At 53.4% G+C, this 16,389-nt stretch carries 15 protein-coding genes; 2 read left to right on the plus strand and 13 right to left on the minus strand.

The features are described from left to right. Positions 1 to 54: 54 nt before the first annotated feature. From truB to rimP, 5 genes are read right to left on the minus strand one after another with little or no spacing between them, the layout of a single operon-like run. Complete coding sequence (truB, locus tag SQ11_RS09915) at positions 55 to 1,008, minus strand: tRNA pseudouridine(55) synthase TruB (protein WP_041514019.1); 954 nt, start codon at positions 1,006 to 1,008, stop codon at positions 55 to 57. Between the two features lie 36 nt (positions 1,009 to 1,044). Further along, on the minus strand, positions 1,045 to 1,425 hold the full coding sequence (gene rbfA, locus SQ11_RS09920; protein ID WP_041514020.1) for a 30S ribosome-binding factor RbfA: 381 nt from the start codon (positions 1,423 to 1,425) through the stop codon (positions 1,045 to 1,047). A 32-nt stretch (positions 1,426 to 1,457) separates the two neighbouring features. Continuing rightward, positions 1,458 to 4,088: a translation initiation factor IF-2 gene (gene infB, locus SQ11_RS09925; RefSeq protein ID WP_041514021.1), complete on the minus strand. Its 2,631-nt coding sequence runs from the start codon at positions 4,086 to 4,088 to the stop codon at positions 1,458 to 1,460. 18 nt (positions 4,089 to 4,106) lie between these two features. After that, complete coding sequence (gene nusA, locus SQ11_RS09930) at positions 4,107 to 5,597, minus strand: transcription termination factor NusA (RefSeq protein ID WP_041514022.1); 1,491 nt, start codon at positions 5,595 to 5,597, stop codon at positions 4,107 to 4,109. A 28-nt stretch (positions 5,598 to 5,625) separates the two neighbouring features. Next, positions 5,626 to 6,054 (minus strand): ribosome maturation factor RimP, encoded by a 429-nt coding sequence (gene rimP / locus SQ11_RS09935; RefSeq protein ID WP_041514023.1) that lies wholly within the window; start codon positions 6,052 to 6,054, stop codon positions 5,626 to 5,628. A gap of 397 nt (positions 6,055 to 6,451) precedes the next feature. Here rimP and acs point away from each other — a divergent pair, with 397 nt between their 5' ends. Further along, a complete protein-coding gene (gene acs, locus SQ11_RS09940) occupies positions 6,452 to 8,419 on the plus strand; it encodes an acetate--CoA ligase (RefSeq protein ID WP_041514024.1) in 1,968 nt (655 codons plus the stop codon). Between the two features lie 24 nt (positions 8,420 to 8,443). Continuing rightward, complete coding sequence (locus SQ11_RS09945) at positions 8,444 to 9,445, plus strand: MBL fold metallo-hydrolase (protein WP_052494149.1); 1,002 nt, start codon at positions 8,444 to 8,446, stop codon at positions 9,443 to 9,445. A gap of 108 nt (positions 9,446 to 9,553) precedes the next feature. Here SQ11_RS09945 and SQ11_RS09950 read toward each other — a convergent pair whose 3' ends face one another. The 8 genes from SQ11_RS09950 to SQ11_RS09985 form a co-directional block, all read right to left on the minus strand. Continuing rightward, positions 9,554 to 10,357, minus strand: coding sequence for an RNA methyltransferase (locus tag SQ11_RS09950; RefSeq protein WP_041514057.1), 804 nt, complete (start codon positions 10,355 to 10,357; stop codon positions 9,554 to 9,556). A 137-nt stretch (positions 10,358 to 10,494) separates the two neighbouring features. Then, positions 10,495 to 11,076: a PEP-CTERM sorting domain-containing protein gene (locus SQ11_RS17885; RefSeq protein WP_041514025.1), complete on the minus strand. Its 582-nt coding sequence runs from the start codon at positions 11,074 to 11,076 to the stop codon at positions 10,495 to 10,497. A gap of 146 nt (positions 11,077 to 11,222) precedes the next feature. After that, the gene (gene greB / locus SQ11_RS09960) at positions 11,223 to 11,840 is read right to left on the minus strand and encodes a transcription elongation factor GreB (protein WP_041514026.1); all 618 of its coding nucleotides are present in this window, start codon (positions 11,838 to 11,840) and stop codon (positions 11,223 to 11,225) included. Between the two features lie 284 nt (positions 11,841 to 12,124). Next, complete coding sequence (glk, locus tag SQ11_RS09965) at positions 12,125 to 13,132, minus strand: glucokinase (protein WP_041514027.1); 1,008 nt, start codon at positions 13,130 to 13,132, stop codon at positions 12,125 to 12,127. Beyond that, complete coding sequence (locus tag SQ11_RS09970; protein WP_041514028.1) at positions 13,129 to 13,950, minus strand: zinc-dependent peptidase; 822 nt, start codon at positions 13,948 to 13,950, stop codon at positions 13,129 to 13,131. Before SQ11_RS09970 ends, glk begins: the two co-directional genes overlap by 4 nt. A gap of 15 nt (positions 13,951 to 13,965) precedes the next feature. Further along, positions 13,966 to 15,093, minus strand: a complete 1,128-nt coding sequence (locus SQ11_RS09975; RefSeq protein WP_041514029.1) for a DNA recombination protein RmuC — start codon at positions 15,091 to 15,093, stop codon at positions 13,966 to 13,968. 157 nt (positions 15,094 to 15,250) lie between these two features. Further along, the gene (locus SQ11_RS09980) at positions 15,251 to 15,673 is read right to left on the minus strand and encodes a hypothetical protein (RefSeq protein WP_041514030.1); all 423 of its coding nucleotides are present in this window, start codon (positions 15,671 to 15,673) and stop codon (positions 15,251 to 15,253) included. Between the two features lie 94 nt (positions 15,674 to 15,767). Next, positions 15,768 to 16,334 (minus strand): DUF488 family protein, encoded by a 567-nt coding sequence (locus tag SQ11_RS09985; RefSeq protein WP_041514031.1) that lies wholly within the window; start codon positions 16,332 to 16,334, stop codon positions 15,768 to 15,770. Between the last annotated feature and the right edge of the window lie 55 nt (positions 16,335 to 16,389).

The raw sequence follows: 16,389 nt of genomic DNA on the forward strand, positions 1-16,389 counted from the left end.
AAGGATGTTACCGAAAGCATGCATGACAAGCAGAATTCGTAGGGCTCATTCGATTTAACCTACCAGCCTTCTCGGTGCTATTTCCCCTCGGGCCGTGACCTCTCCCAGGCCGAGAAACTGTTTTTCGTGACCGTATAATCGAATTTTTTCCCCTTCCGGCAAACCGCCCATGGAGGAACAGGCCTTTACCACTTGCCCCTGCAGCAAAGAAACTACGGCCGCGCCATCCAGAGTAGCGGCAGGGAGATCATATAAAAGACTATCCACCGGCCGCAAGCAGGTGTCTCGTTGTACCGGCGGCATTGTTTCAAGCTCGTCCAGCGTATAGGCCTGCGACAGATTGAAACTGTCCAGCACACTACGGCGCAAAGCAGTAAGATACGCTCCGCCGCAACCCAATGCCTTGCCAATGTCTTCAGCGAGAGTGCGAATGTAAGTACCCGTGCTGCATTTGACCACGATGGACATTTCCTCGCCCGTCATGATATTCAAACTTAACTCATGGATAATGACTCCGCGCGCCTGCCGCTCGATTTCCACTCCGTCTCTCGCATAGGCATACAAAGCCTTTCCCCGGTGCTTCAAGGCGCTATACATGGGTGGCACCTGCATAATCGGGCCGATAAAGCTTCGTAGTACCGTCTCAACTTGCAACATCGTGGGTTTCATACTTCGGGAAGGCGCATCGCATGCTGAAATTTCACCCTCGGCATCGCCGGTCGTACTGATATAGCCTAATCTCAACGTGGCTTCATACGTCTTGTCGGCACCCAGCAATGCGGATGAAAACTTGGTAGCCTCACCGAAGCAAATCGGCAATAAGCCGGTAGCCAGCGGATCGAGTGTACCGGTATGGCCGGCCTTGCCCGCCGTAAAAATTCGCTTGGCGATTTGCAATGCCTGATTGGAGGAAATGCGGGAAGGTTTATCAAGCAGCAGAACGCCGCTGATTTTACGTTTGATGCGTTTGAACTGCTCCCCATTCGGGTTAAATAGCCGCGGGTTCAATATGTGATGTGGATGCTCGATGCCGCCAGGCGGGAATTACGATCCATCTGTTTCTTTTATCGAACCTTCCTGAGCAACCGCTTCATCTATCAGTTGTGACAGATGCATTCCACGCTCGATCGACTCATCGTAGATAAAATGAAGTTGCGGTATTACGCGCAGTTTCAATCGGTGAGACAGATGACTCCGCAGAAATCCAGCCGCGTGTTCCAATCCGTTGCTGGTGAGAAAATTATCATTTTCACTGCGCAGCGTAGTGTAGAAAACCTTGGCATGGGAATAATCGTGACTTACCTCGACACCCGTCAAGGTAATCATGCCTATACGCGGGTCCTTGAGTTCGTTGCGGATCAGGTCGGCCAGCTCACGCTGGATCTGGTCGGCAATGCGCAGTGTGCGCGAATGGTCTTTAGGCATGGTTTCCCACTCGGAAGAGAGCCATCCTTACATTACAAGCTACGCGCAACTTCGACGATTTCATAGGTTTCCACTTGGTCGCCTATCTGGATATCGTTAAAGTTTTTGATCGATAAACCGCATTCGAAGCCCGCTCTAACCTCCTTTACATCGTCCTTGAAACGCTTCAGGGAATCCAGTTCACCCGTATGAGTGACCTCGCCATTGCGCAGCAATCTCACCAGCGAACCTCTCTTGACAATACCGTCCAGTACGTAACAGCCTGCCACAGCGCCCACTTTGGAAATGCGAAACACCTCGCGGATTTCCACCAGACCCGTGATATTTTCCTTGCGATCGGGCGCCATCATGCCTGACAGTGCCGCCTTGATTTCATCCACCGCCTCGTAAATAATGCTGTAATACCGCACATCCACGCCGGTGGAACCGATTAGCTTGCGCGCAACCGTATCCGCGCGGCTATTGAAGCCAATGACAACCGCTTTGGAAGCCAACGCCAGATTGATATCGGATTCAGTAATCGCGCCTACGGCACTGTGAATGATGTTAACCCTGACCTCATCGGTCGAAAGTTTCTGCAGGGCATGCGTCAGCGCCTCGTAGGAACCCTGCACGTCAGCCTTGATGATGAGTGCGAGGACCTTGACCTCGCCCTTCTGATCAAACACATTTTCCAGTTTGGCAGCCTGCTGTCTGGCAAGCTTTACGTCACGGAACTTGCCTTGACGGAAGAGCGCGATTTCACGCGCTTTGCGCTCATCGGTCAATGCCACTACCACCTCCCCGGCCACGGGAACTTCGGATAACCCTTGGATCTCAACCGGAATGGAAGGTCCCGCCTGTTCGACTGGTTTGCCATTTTCGTCAAGCATGGCCCGGACGCGCCCAAATACCGCCCCTGCCAGCAGAATATCGCCACGCTTCAAAGTTCCGGACTGCACCAATATCGTCGCCACCGGACCGCGTCCTTTATCCAGGCGCGATTCAATCACGATCCCTCTCGCGGCTGCGTCCTTAGCCGCCTGAAGCTCCAGCACTTCAGCCTGGAGCAACACGCTTTCCAGAAGCGCGTCAATGCCCTGCCCCGTCTTGGCTGACAGCTCAACGAACATGGTATCGCCACCCCAGTCTTCCGGAACCACTTCCTGCGTCACCAATTCCTGCCTGATGCGCTCAGAATTCGCTTCCGGTTTATCTATCTTGGTTATGGCCACCACGATCGGCACCTTGGCGGCCTTGGCGTGATGAATTGCTTCGATTGTCTGTGGCATTACACCGTCATCCGCCGCCACGACCAACACCACGAGATCGGTGACCTTGGCCCCCCGTGCGCGCATGGCCGTGAAAGCCTCATGACCGGGCGTATCAAGAAAAGTGACCATGCCTCTTTCGGTTTCCACGTGATAGGCGCCGATGTGCTGAGTGATCCCGCCTGCTTCGCCGCTTGCCACGCGAGTACGGCGGATATAATCCAGAAGCGAGGTTTTGCCGTGGTCGACGTGCCCCATTACCGTGACCACAGGCGCTCGTGGCTCCGTTTGAAGTGCGGTGGCGGGTGTCTCAGTATCCACCAGAAAGGCTTCGGGGCTATCCAGTGCCGCGTACTTGGCAACGTGGCCCAATTCTTCCACCACGATCATGGCGGTTTCCTGGTCCAGCATCTGATTGATGGTGACCATATTTCCCATTTTCATCAATGCTTTGATAACTTCGGCGGCCTTGATAGACATTTTCTGAGCCAGCGCGCCGACGGAAATCGTCTCAGGAACCATTACTTCATGCACAACAGGCTCTGTCGGCGCGGAAAAACTGTGAACGGCCACATCTTCGGTGGAAGATTTACTGTGCTTATCCCTCCGCGTACGCCATCCCTTGCCGCTGGATAAATCGCCTCGTGTCTTAAGGCCGCGCTTCTCAACTCTCTCGTCTTTCCAGACGACCTGCTTGGTTTGCTTTTTTTTCTTTTCAGCCTTGGCTGCCTTATCCTCCGGCTTGACCACCGGTTTATGCAGAGTACCTTCTGTTGGAGCGGGCTGCGGCTGCGGAGTCTCCCCTTCAGCCTGGACTGTGGATGGAGCAGCGGCGGCAGGAGTGGCGCCTGGCGTCTCTGCAGGGACAGCGGTCACGGGGACCACAACCGGCTCAGGTTCCTTGATCTCAGCGGCTGCGGCCTTCTGGCGTTGCTTCTTCTCCCTGAGTTCAGCTGTCTGCCGTGCGATCAACTCGGCTTGTTTCCTTGCCTCCTCCTGACGCAACGCCTGTTGTGCGGCATCTATCACCGGCGTTGGAACCGGTGCAGGAGCTACCGGGGCCGGCGATGGAGCGGGTTCGGCGGGCGTGCCTGCGATGGTTGTCCGGTCGCTCAAATCACCTTTGACAACTACGCGTTTCTTGCGAACTTCTACTTGAATGCTACGGGCTTTGCCAGTGCTGTCCGATTTCTTGATTTCAGAAGTCTGCCGGCGAGGCAGGCTGATCTTGCCTTTCTCCTCCTTGGCGCCATGAATCTTGCGCAGATAATCGAGAAGCTGGGTTTTATCCTGCTCGGTCAGACTATCTGCGGTCATTTTCTTGCTGACACCAGCGGCCTGGAGCTGCTCCAACAATACGGTCGGAAGCACCCCGAGTTCACTAGCGAATTGCTCTACATTCATTTGAGACATTGATAACCTTTAATAACGCTATACTTTATCCGGCGAAGCGGCGAACCATGGGGCACGCGCCGCCATAATCAATTGCTTGGCGCGTTCGGCATCCATTTCAACCATTTCCATTAGATCGTCCACAGCCAGATCGGCAAGATCTTCCTGGGTATTTACCCCTTTAGCCGCCAATTCGCGCGCGGTTTGACTGTCCATACCTTCCAGCGAAAGCAGATCTTCGGCTATATGCTCCACTTTTTCTTCACTAACGATAGCCTCGGTTAAAAGAGCATTGCGGGCCCGGGTGCGCAGTTCATTGACGGTCTGCTCGTCGAACGATTCGATTTCCAGCATTTCGCTGAGCGGCACGTAAGCGACTTCCTCCAATGTAGTAAAACCTTCCTGCACCAGAATATCCGCCACCTCCTCATCCACATCAAGTTTTTCCATGAATAGCTGGCGAATGACGGAAAATTCCTCCTCATTTTTTGCCTGGGACTCTTCCATCGTCATGATGTTGAGCTCCCATCCAGTCAATTCCGACGCAAGCCGAACATTCTGGCCACCGCGGCCGATAGCCTGGGCAAGGTTGTCTTCATCCACCACGATGTCCATACTGTGTTTTTCTTCATCTACCAGGATGCTGCTGATTTCCGCTGGCGCCAACGCGTTGATCACAAAAGTGGCCGGATCGTCCGACCACAAAATGATATCCACCCTTTCCCCCGCCAGCTCGCCCGTAACCGCCTGGACTCTGGAGCCACGCATACCGACACAGGTGCCGATCGGGTCAACACGCTGATCGTTGGACTTTACAGCAATCTTGGCACGTGAACCGGGATCTCTGGCCGCGACCTTGATCTCCAGCAAACCTTCTTCGATCTCCGGCACCTCCAGCTCGAACAACTTAATCAGAAATTCCGGCGCGATCCTGGACAATACGAGCTGCGGCCCCCGGGCGGTACGATCAATCTTGTATAAATAGGCACGCACGCGGTCGCCAACCCGTAAGTTTTCCTTGGGAATCATCTGGTCGCGAGGTAACGCCGCCTCAACCCTCCCGGATTCGATGATGGCATTGCCGCGTTCCATGCGCTTAATGGTACCGGTAACCATGTACTCTTTACGCTCGAGAAAATCATTCAGAATCTGCTCGCGCTCGGCATCACGTATCTTCTGGAATATTACCTGCTTCGCTGCCTGGGCGCCGATACGCCCGAATTCCACCGGCTCCAGCAATTCCTCAACGAATTCTTCCAGCTTGATCTCCGGATCACGTTGCAACGCCTCGCTCAGCGTAATTTGACGTGCCGGATCCTCTACAGCGTCGTCGTCCATCACTTGCCAGCGGCGCAAGGACTGATAATCACCCGTCTGGTGGTCAATCGATACGCGCACATCGGCATCGTCCTGGAAACGCTTTTTTGTAGCAGATGCCAACGCCAATTCAAGTGCGGCAAAAACGATGTCCTTTTCGACATTCTTTTCGCGCGCCAATGCATCCACCAGCAGTAAAACCTCGCGGCTCATGTTACCTCCAGCCAAATTCTCGGGAAAATTACAATTTTGGTATCAGACGGGCTTTTTCAAGATTATTCAGTTCAAGATCCAGCATTTTTCCGTCCACTTCCAGTTTTAATACACCATCATTCACTTCGCGCAGAATCCCGACAAAATTCCTTTGACCCTGTAGCGCCACACGCAATCTCAGCTTAGCCGATTCCCCGCCAAAACGGATAAAATCGGCTACCTTTCTCAGCGGCCTGTCCAACCCAGGGGATGATATCTCCAGACGATCGTAGTCAATATTTTCAACCGCAAGCAACCGGCTCAAATGGTTACTAACAGCGACACAATCATCCACGCTGACTCCCTCTGGCTTGTCGATAAATACCCGTATCAACTTGCCACGCGCCGACCGCTCAATGTCAACCAGTTCATAACCCAGCCCCGCCAAAGTTGATTCAAGCAATTCATGCAGATCCATAGACCCTATAGCCCCGGCACAAACAAAAAATGGGCTGAAAGAGCCCATAAATATTGGGGCATTTTAGCAAAAATTTAGAATTAATGAAATAGATGCTCGTCAATTACATCCTTGATCTGGAGGCAAACCTCATAAAAACCAGATAATCCTCTGCCACGCGAGATGATGGCGAGGCAAGTTGCGAGATAGCTTTCGCCGGTTGAGGAGAATCCATGACTGGGTCCATGAGCGCTGAACAAGCGGCGAAAATGGCCGCAGACCGACTACTTGCATTTCGGCAGGCTGCGGGCCGCCTAATTGGATTATCTGGGTTAAACCAATATGAGTGATACAATTTCGCTAAATATTGCATCTACCGTATATCCCTTTTCCAGAAAAAAACTTACCGGAGCATCTCGTGGCTACGATTAAATCCATCCTGCATGAAACCCGCGTATTCCCACCCAGCCCTGAATTCATCAAACAAGCCAATCTGCCCGGCATGGAAGCTTACCAATCACTCTGTGCCGAGGCTGAAAAGGATCTTGAAGCTTTCTGGGGCAGGCTGGCGCGGGAACATATCCTGTGGCACAAACCATTCACCCGGGTACTGGATGAAAGCAACCACCCGTTCTTCAAATGGTTTGATGACGGCGAACTGAATATTTCCTTCAATTGCCTTGATCGGCATCTCACTACTCAGCCGGATAAGATCGCCATCATTTTCGAGGCGGACGACGGTAGCGTCACTCGTGCCACATACCGCGATCTTCACGGCCGCGTGTGCCGGTTTGCCAACGGACTCAAGTCGCTGGGAATCAGCAAAGGCGAACGTGTCATTATCTACATGCCCATGAGCATTGAAGCCGTGGTGGCGATGCAAGCCTGCGCTCGCATCGGTGCGACGCACTCAGTGGTGTTCGGCGGCTTCTCCGCCAAGAGCCTGCATGAACGGATTATCGATGCGGGCGCGGTGGCTGTCATTACTGCTGACGAGCAACACCGCGGCGGCAAGATCAATCACTTGAAAACCGCGGTGGATGACGCGATTGCCTTGGGGGGGACCGATTCGGTGAAATCCGTGGTGGTTTACCGACGCGGTGGCGGGGACGTGCAATGGCACACTCCGCGCGATATCTGGTGGCACGAACTGATCAGCGGCAAGAGCGATGTCTGCGAACCCGAATGGATTGGTGCTGAACATCCGCTATTCACGCTCTATACTTCCGGCTCCACCGGCAAGCCAAAGGGCGTGCAACATTCTTCCGCAGGCTACCTGCTGGGTGCGATCCTGAGCATGAAATGGATTTTCGACTACAAGCCCGCAGATATTTTCTGGTGCACCGCCGATGTGGGTTGGGTCACCGGACACAGCTATGTCACATACGGCCCATTGGCAATCGGCGCCACCCAGGTGGTATTCGAAGGTGTTCCCACGTATCCCGACGCGGGCCGCTTCTGGAAAATAATTCAGGATCATAAGGTGACCACATTTTATACCGCACCCACCGCCATTCGCTCCCTCATAAAGAATGGACCGGATTTGCCGGGAAAATACGATCTTTCATCATTGCGCCTGCTCGGTTCGGTGGGCGAGCCGATCAATCCCGAGGCATGGATGTGGTACTACACTGTCGTCGGGCAATCCCGCTGCCCGGTGGTGGACACCTGGTGGCAAACCGAAACGGGCAGCCACATGATTGCCCCCGTACCTGGCGCGGTGCCGCTCAAACCTGGTTCCTGCACGTTGCCGCTGCCCGGCATCATGGCCGCCATTGTGGATGAAGCGGGGCACGATATCGAGAACGGCAAAGGTGGATTCCTTGTCATCAAACGCCCATTTCCATCCCAGGCGCGTACCTTGTGGGGAGACCCGGAGCGCTTCAGGAATACCTATTTTCCCAAGGAACTGGGCGGGAAATACTATCTGGCTGGTGATTCCGCCAATTGCGATCTGGACGGCTATTTCTGGATCATGGGGCGCGTTGACGATGTGCTGAATGTCTCCGGCCACCGTCTGGGTACCATGGAAATCGAATCCGCGCTGGTAGCCAGTCCCCTGGTCGCGGAAGCAGCGGTGGTCGGCAAACCGGATGAAATCAGGGGTGAAGCCATCGTGGCGTTCGTGGTGCTGAAAGGCACGCGTCCGCAGGGCGAGAATGCACATAACACTGCCGTTGAATTGCGCAACTGGGTATCCCAGGAAATCGGGCCCATTGCCCGGCCTGAAGAAATTCGCTTCGGCGATAATCTACCCAAAACCCGTTCCGGTAAGATCATGCGCCGCCTGCTGCGCACCCTTGCCAAGGGAGAGGAGATTACCCAGGACGTCTCCACACTGGAGAACCCGGCAATACTTGAGCAATTGAAACAGCCGATAGCGTAATTTGCGTCTCACACTTTATTTCCCATGAACAACCATTTATCTCACGGGGCGGAGGCGCTTACTGCGCCCCCCGCCTCGCTTCCCGGTATCACCGATTACGACAACGGTGTCAGCGCTATCGATGCGGACTATCTCCGCCCTGGGCTCGCGGCGATTCACCTCATCGTCGAGAATGGCAAAGCGGCGCTGGTGGATACGGGAACCTCATCTTCCGTTGCCGGCGTGATGGAAGTATTGCAAAAAAAGAATCTTGCTCCCGAGGATGTGGCCTATGTGTTTGTTACCCACATACACCTCGACCATGCCGGCGGCGCGGGAGAATTCATGCACTGCCTTCCCCATGCGAAACTGGTGGTGCATCCGCGCGGCGCACGGCATATGGCCGATCCCGCGCGGCTCGTCGCCAGTGCAATGACGGTATACGGCGAAGCGGAATTCAAACGCATGTACGGCGTCATCCGTCCGGTGGACGCAAGCCGCATCGTTGAAGCACCGGATGGCTTCACCCTGGACTTCAACGGGAGGCCATTGCTGTTCCTGGATACGCCGGGCCATGCGCGCCATCACTATTGTATCTTCGATAAAAAAAACCAGTCATTTTTTACCGGCGACACATTTGGTCTTTCTTATCGAGAATTTGACGTGGACGGAATAGAGTTCGTGTTTCCGACCACTACGCCCGTGCAGTTCGACCCTGTGGCGGCCCATGCTTCGCTGAATCGCATCATGAGTTACGATCCAGCCTATGCCTTCCTGACCCACTACGGCCGCATCGGCCACCTGCCGCGCCACGCCAGGGAGATGCACGATCTGATCGATGCCCATGCAACGATAGCCAGGAAGCTGCGCAGCGTCCCCGACAGGCATGCGGCGTTGGTGGAAGAACTCGAAACACTATTATTACAGCGGATCATCGCGCATGGCTGCAAACTGCCGCAGGAAGAGATTCATGATCTGCTGAGCCTGGATGTCGGGCTTAACGCTCAGGGACTGGAATATTGGCTGGATCAGGCAGGTGGAGGTTGAAAGTACCATAGAACACAAGTAAATCGCGTTGCACCCTAAGAGAATTTCCTCGATATGATCACGCCTGAATTCTCGTGCCTTTCCAATTGAGTTTAAACTGCCATGGCCTCATATACCCATTTGCGTCTGCCTCACTCTCTCAAAAAAACATACCGCCGCCGCAGCCGCCGCATTCAATGATTCCGTGCCCCCAGGCATGGGAATGGTGGCTTGTTCGCCACTTACCTGCAGCACCGCGTCCGACAACCCCGCCCCCTCATTGCCGAATACAAATGCGAGCGGGCCGGTCAGCCGGGTCTGATAAAGGCTTTTTTTCGCTTTCAGAGTCATGGCGATGACTTTGCCGCCGAACTTTTTCGCCGCTTCCACCAGGTCAGACCTTTCGTGAATGCGCAGCAAGAAATGCGCACCCATGGCGGCGCGCAGGGTTTTGGGTGACCAGGCATCGGCGCAACCCTCGGACAAATAGACATCGCATGCACCTGTAGCAGCGGCGGAACGCAGGATGGAGCCCAGATTTCCGGGGTCTTGTATCGCCTCGAGCAGCACGTAAAAGGATTCGCTCCCCCCATCCCCACGCACGGGCATGACTGCGGCCGGAGGAATGGATATCAGCGCCATGATACCGGTGGGCATTTTTACCGGGGAAGCCTCACGCAACAATACATCGCTCAGCACAACCACATCTACGTCCCCTCCCCGCTCCGCCAGCAAACGTTTTATCTCCATGTTCTTGCAACCCGATTCACTCACAATAAGGGTCTTCGGCGGACCTAGTGCAAGATGATAAGCGGTGATCAGATGAATGCCATCAAGCAACGTCAGGCCGGTTGCTCTACGTTGCCGCGCGGAATCTTCCAGCTTGATGAGTTGCTTGAAGAATGGATTATCGCGGGAAGTGATAGATTTTATCGTCAATCGAGGACACTTGAATGGACTGTGCTACAGAATATGTTGTTGGCAAAACCCGCAATGACTCTCAACAAAATATACAGGAATCAAATTAAGAATGGAGATTAAAGAGAATGGGAACAAAGTCCCCATCAATTCTACTGGAAAGAGATTTTTCTATGTTGTGCCATAAAACCAAGCAAACCTAAACCTGCTAATAGCATGGCATAGGTGCCAGGTTCCGGCACGGCTGGCGCAAATACGACATCAATTAAAACTCGCGAAGTCGGCGAAATGTCGAGTCCAGCGCCATTATAACGAATAGTGTCGCTGTCGAAACTCAGTCCAATTGAGGACGCTGCGAATGTCGAAAGAGGATTAAGGGATACGCCCGCAATAACAGGCAAATTCGGGCCGGAGAAGTCAAAGACATAACCATTAAAGGATCCGTTCGCAGAAGGGGAACTCACTACATAGTCAAGGTCGATTGTCGAGTCTCCAATATCTATATTTGAGCCGATGATGCTAAAGCCCCTGATCGTCTGAATTGAACCGGACGTAAACTCGACTCCCGTCCCGACAACTTTTGTGAGGGGTATGCTTATCCGATCCGCTTCCATAGGAGCGGTGCAACAATAGGCCGTTGTCGTCACCTGCGCCCCGTCAAAGCCCCCGGCCTCTACGGTGGAACTCATGGCAAGTACAATACTTGCAGTGAAAATTGAAAATGTCTTCCGCATTTTAATTCTCCCTTGAGTTAGATAGACTTAGAAAAATGATAGCGCAACATAATGACAGCGATGTGAATCAAAACCTGCCACAATAGCGGCGTGTTGAATGGATTTTCATACGGTGCAATATCCTTCGTTCATCGCATCCTGCATTTTCACGCCTCCTCATTTCCCGCATCGATCCGCTGACCGAATAATTCCATCGGGATAGTCTGGTATTTGACTTCCAGAATTTCGAGTTCTTCAACTCCGCCCGGTGCGTGCAGCGTCACTACATCGCCTTCCCGCGCCTTGATCAGCGCACGCGCCATCGGTGAAATCCAGCTTATGTAGCCTTTTGAAGTGTCAATCTCGTCAACACCCACAATGGATACCGTTTTTTCTTCACCTTTCTGATTGGCGAATGTCACCGTGGCCCCGAAAAAAATTCGTTCGTCATCTTCCCTCGGTGCAACGGGGTCCACGATTTCCGCCATATCCAGGCGGCGGGTCAGAAAACGAATGCGCCGATCGATTTCGCGCAGACGCTTCTTGCCATAGATATAATCGCCATTCTCCGAACGGTCTCCATTCCCGGCGGCCCATGACACCGTCGCCGTCACTTGAGGGCGTTCCTTGTTCATCAGCCAGAGAAACTCGTCCATCAACCGTGCATGACCACCCGGGGTAATGTAGTTTTTGCTACCCGGAGGTAAAGGGAGTAAAGGATCAATGGCCTCATCTTCATCCAGGCCATCGCTCGATTCCGGCTCCTTTATAAATGCTTTATTCATACGCCGGAATTTTTCTATCCAATAGAATAATCAACTTGATGTGGCTCCTCCGAATGACCCACCATACACCTCGTTTCCGTGCCGCATCTCATCGATACGCGCCCATTTATTGACGACCGCGAGTTGACAGCAAGCCAAGTTAATAACACCAAAAGTTTGTTGGATTTAGATCAGCAATGACAGGAGCGAGATATTAGAAATGACTGGATTGACGCCAGACAAGACGCAAGGAGGCGCATACTATTCTATGCAACGACAAGCAACGCGGCATGACGACAATCCAATCATTTTTCCAGCAGCATGCGCCGCGCCTCGCGTGTGGCGCCCAGCAACCCGGCTTCCGGGTTCATGACGACACGCACAGGGATTTCACTCATCAGGGCGGAGAAACGCCCCTTGTCGCAAAACGCCTTCATGAAACCGCCTTCTTTCAATTTATCGATGATTTTGGGCGCAATGCCGCCAGCCACATATACGCCGCCACGGCTCAGCGTTGACAGCGCCAGATTCCCGGCATAAGCACCGTAAATTTCAACAAATAAATTCATCGCCATTACCGCAAGAGGATGCTTATGATTGAATGCGAGATCCGCCACCCGCGCCGCGCAGTCACCCCCCAGGCTGGCTTGCACCGGTTCCGGGGCATCGTTCCGATGATGAAAATTGAGGAACTCGAAAATATTGGTCAATCCCGGTCCGGATAGTAGCCGCTCAACCGATACATGGCCAAACTTCTTCCGTAGATATTGAAGCAAGTGATCCTGCAATTCATTTGCGGGAGCAAAATCCACATGCCCCGCCTCAGTAGGCAATGGTATATAACGGTCATCTTGCCAAATCAGCCACGCCACCCCCATGCCGGTACCCGCACCCAGCACAACACCCATCTCCTTGTCGTAAAGCTTTCCCGCCTGCAACGACATGAAATCGCTCGCGGATAAAATTTCGATGCTCAACGCTACAGCTTTAAAATCATTGATGAGCTTGACATCGGGAATGGAAAATTCGTGTGCGATAACCGCGCTATCCATCACCCACGGCAAATTCGTCAGGGTTGCCCGCTGTTGCATGATCGGCCCCGCCACCGCAAAACAGGCGGATGCCGGATTGCCACCCGCTCCGGCCATTGCGGCCCGATCCAGAAAATCCCTGAGGATATCGGAAAAATCCGGATAGTCGCGGCTGGGATAACGGCGCTCATAGCGCACCTGCATGCCACCCTCCGTCGCCTCCGCCGCTTGCAGCAGGACCTTGGTGCCACCTATATCGGCGCTGATAAAATATTGGCTCATGATTCGATCCACCGTTGTGCCGGATCCTGGCGGTAAAACAATGCCAGTTGTTCATACACCGTCGAAAAATGCAATTTCACCACGACCGGCATCTCAAAGAATGCTTCGCTCATGACGGCAAAGAACTCCGCGGGGCTCTCCGCTGCATAAGGATCGATATAAGAGCCGGTATAAGGATCGATGTCATAGCTGATATGAGAATCGATCGCCATTGCCTCGGCTGCATCCACCTCCAGGCAGAAGGTAGCGTATGCTTGGCTGAATACTTCGCTCCAGGTTTGCTGGCTCATGCCGGCATGCAATGGCGGTGACCCGTTGGCATCACCATTCAGCATATCGAGTTTGTGAGCGAATTCATGTATGACTACATTGTAGCCGGTACCCGCCTCGGCGGCGACGGTATCTTCCCAAGAGAGAATCACGGGTCCGCCAAGCCAGGATTCGCCTGATACCGGCTCATTCGCGTGATGCACCACGCCAGCTTCATCAGCATATTCGTAGTTGCGAATGAATTCACCGGGATAGACAATGATTTCGACCCATCCGTCGTAGTAATCCAGATCAAGATTCAGAATGAGAATGCAGGCTTGGGCCGCTATCACCACATGCATCTCCTCGGTGACAACCAGCCCATGCGCCCCACTTATTTGCTTGGCATGAAGGAACAGCGTGACGCATTCACGCAGGCGCTTAAGTTCGATCGGACTCAGGCCCCGCAGAAATTTCAGTTGCGCTACTATTTTTTTCCAGAGATCGTCCGGGATGGATTCGTTTTCAAGAATGCGATGACGGTACCAGTCTTTGAAGTTCCAGGACATTACGGAGCCTCTGAATCAATCCTCACCGGATTTCAGCGCACGGCTGCTTTCCAATTCCGGAGCATCCACGTCCACCGCGTCTATTCGCGCAAAGCGCTGGCTGATCTTGCGGCTGGAGATGTGTACCTCCTCCACATCCTGATTGGCTTGACGGATATGATCGGCAAGCTTTTTCATGCGTTCGTCGAAACGCACAAAATCCTTGCCGAGCCGGGAAAGCTCATGCTTGATGATATGCACCTGCTCGCGCGTTTCCATATCCTTCAGCACCGCGCGCGCGGTATTCAACACCGCCATCAGCGTTGTGGGCGAAACTATCCACACCTGCTTCTGCATGGCGTAATCCACCACATCGGAATGGTATGCATGGATCTCGGCGAATACTGCTTCGGCAGGGACAAACATCACTGCGCCGTCACAGGTTTCCGGCGGCAGAATGTATTTTCCGGCGATATCATCCACATGTTTTTTCACGTCCGCCTTGAATTGCCTTTGCGCCGCTGTCCGGCTGGCTTCATCCGCATCACGATCGAACATGCGATGAAAGTTTTCCAGCGGGAATTTTGAATCCACCGCCACCATACCCGTGGGCGGAGGCAGCCGCAAAACGCAATCCACGCGACTGCCATTGGAAAGGGTGTACTGCATGGTATACGCTGCTACGGGTAAAATATTGCGCACCAGTGCTTCCAGCTGCACCTCGCCGAATGCGCCGCGCGAGCGTTTGTCGCCCAGCAGCTCCTGCAAGCTCACCATGTTGGTGGTAAGACTGTCTATTTTTTTCTGTGCTTCGTCGATGGTCGCAAGCCGCGTCATGACACTGGTAAAAGTTTCGTTGGTTTTCTTGAAGCCTTCGTCAAGACGCTCGGTGACGTGTCCACTGATCTGGTCCAACCGTGCCTCCACCGTTCCTCGCAACTGTTCGGAAGTTTTAACAAGCGCTTCGGATAACCGATCACCCTGATTCGCGAGGCCTTCGTGCAAATCCTTGAGCATGTCGCGATGCTTATCTTCCATCATCCTCGCCTGTTGCCCCAGCAAGTCACGCACCATTGACGAAAGCATGCCGAGCCGGATCACCAGAAAGGCCATGGTTACCAGGAGAATGGCGGCGGCGGTGATAATCAGCAGGGTTTCAGGCATTGTGTTGTGAAGTATACCGGAGAATCTGATTCGCAAGCAGCCTGTTAGGCTTGAAGACTCGGGCGAAAAAGTGACTGGGCGAAGACAGATTTTAGCGATTTGGAAGGCCAATGGACCACTGACGTATTATCCGAATCGCATCGCATCGGGTATCGCCTTATCTCTGATGAAATCCCCCGGGGTTGTATCGTTCGCTTTCCATCTGATACCTTTGCCATTTGTTCCGACGTTGGGTCGCGCCATCCTGATAATCAGATTCCTGGGCATTTTCATTTTTTTGCTCAAGCCGCTCCTTTCGGGCCTTTCTCCCAACCCGGCGTCGCTCCTCCGTAGCTTTCTGCTGTTTCATCTCGTCCGTAGCATTCTGCTGCTCCCACGGCCTCGCCTCCCATGGCTTCGGTTCCTGGCCTTGCTGCTTGCTCTCCAGCCCCAATCCTGGCTGACTATTTTTTAGCGCTTGCTGCCTCGCCGGGTTCGTGCCGGGTTCCCGCTGTTTCGAAAAAGTATCTTGATATGCCGTAGCGGCGGGTTGAAAGCCCAGCATGGCGAAGGTGGTAAATGCTGTCCAGAAGATTTTCATGTGTATTCCTTTGCGATGGATGTTCAGATTGCATTTCTGATAAATCGATATTGGCGACCCCAGGATTATGAGTTATTTACAGTTAGCCACACCTTTACTTATCGACAGATCCCGCTGTTGCTGGAAGAGGATAAGTAATCTTCAAGCCATCTGTGCGTGCCCACGATGTCAGCAAGTGCGGTTTCCGCGCCCCGGCATTGATGATGTCTTCAACCCGTATACCGCGCAGGTTAAGCGCATCGGCAATCAACGAACGGTGGCAACGCCAGGGAACGGCTTCAGCACACATCAGCGCACAGCGTTCGCCCAGGGCGAATCCCATGACATTTTTTAAGTTCATGCCGAATTCCGGCGTTTGCATGTAATCGGCATAGCCGCGAAAAGATGCGTTACGCCAGCCTCCATTGATCGAATCCCTTTGGGGATGGCGTAGTCCGCCAAGCCCGGGCAAGTGCGTATAGTTGATGCCGGAAGCTCGCAGGGCATTTGGCAATGTTTCCTTGTCGAATTGAGGATTCTGCCGGGAACGCGGGATGGTGCGCACATCGAGGACATGTGTAACTTCATTGGCTTTCAACAAATTGATGAATACATCCAGTGAACGCGTGGAATGTCCAATCGTACATACCAGGGATTTGACCACCGGCTGCTTTTTCTCCATGACGTTTGCGCTGATCTCCTTCTATTGACGATAGCTGCAAAAGAGCCCGCGTTCT

Origin of the sequence: Nitrosospira sp. NpAV (assembly GCF_000832065.1) — a bacterium.
Lineage (GTDB): Bacteria > Pseudomonadota > Gammaproteobacteria > Burkholderiales > Nitrosomonadaceae > Nitrosospira.

Coding starts and splice junctions, on each gene's coding strand:
- SQ11_RS09980 (WP_041514030.1), bottom strand. CDS start 15,673: ATGAAAATCTTCTGGACAGCATTTACCACCTTCGCCATGCTGGGCTTT.
- nusA (WP_041514022.1), bottom strand. CDS start 5,597: ATGAGCCGCGAGGTTTTACTGCTGGTGGATGCATTGGCGCGCGAAAAG.
- greB (WP_041514026.1), bottom strand. CDS start 11,840: ATGAATAAAGCATTTATAAAGGAGCCGGAATCGAGCGATGGCCTGGAT.
- glk (WP_041514027.1), bottom strand. CDS start 13,132: ATGAGCCAATATTTTATCAGCGCCGATATAGGTGGCACCAAGGTCCTG.
- rimP (WP_041514023.1), bottom strand. CDS start 6,054: ATGGATCTGCATGAATTGCTTGAATCAACTTTGGCGGGGCTGGGTTAT.
- SQ11_RS09970 (WP_041514028.1), bottom strand. CDS start 13,950: ATGTCCTGGAACTTCAAAGACTGGTACCGTCATCGCATTCTTGAAAAC.
- SQ11_RS17885 (WP_041514025.1), bottom strand. CDS start 11,076: ATGCGGAAGACATTTTCAATTTTCACTGCAAGTATTGTACTTGCCATG.
- rbfA (WP_041514020.1), bottom strand. CDS start 1,425: ATGCCTAAAGACCATTCGCGCACACTGCGCATTGCCGACCAGATCCAG.
- SQ11_RS09945 (WP_052494149.1), top strand. CDS start 8,444: ATGAACAACCATTTATCTCACGGGGCGGAGGCGCTTACTGCGCCCCCC.
- SQ11_RS09975 (WP_041514029.1), bottom strand. CDS start 15,093: ATGCCTGAAACCCTGCTGATTATCACCGCCGCCGCCATTCTCCTGGTA.
- infB (WP_041514021.1), bottom strand. CDS start 4,088: ATGTCTCAAATGAATGTAGAGCAATTCGCTAGTGAACTCGGGGTGCTT.
- SQ11_RS09985 (WP_041514031.1), bottom strand. CDS start 16,334: ATGGAGAAAAAGCAGCCGGTGGTCAAATCCCTGGTATGTACGATTGGA.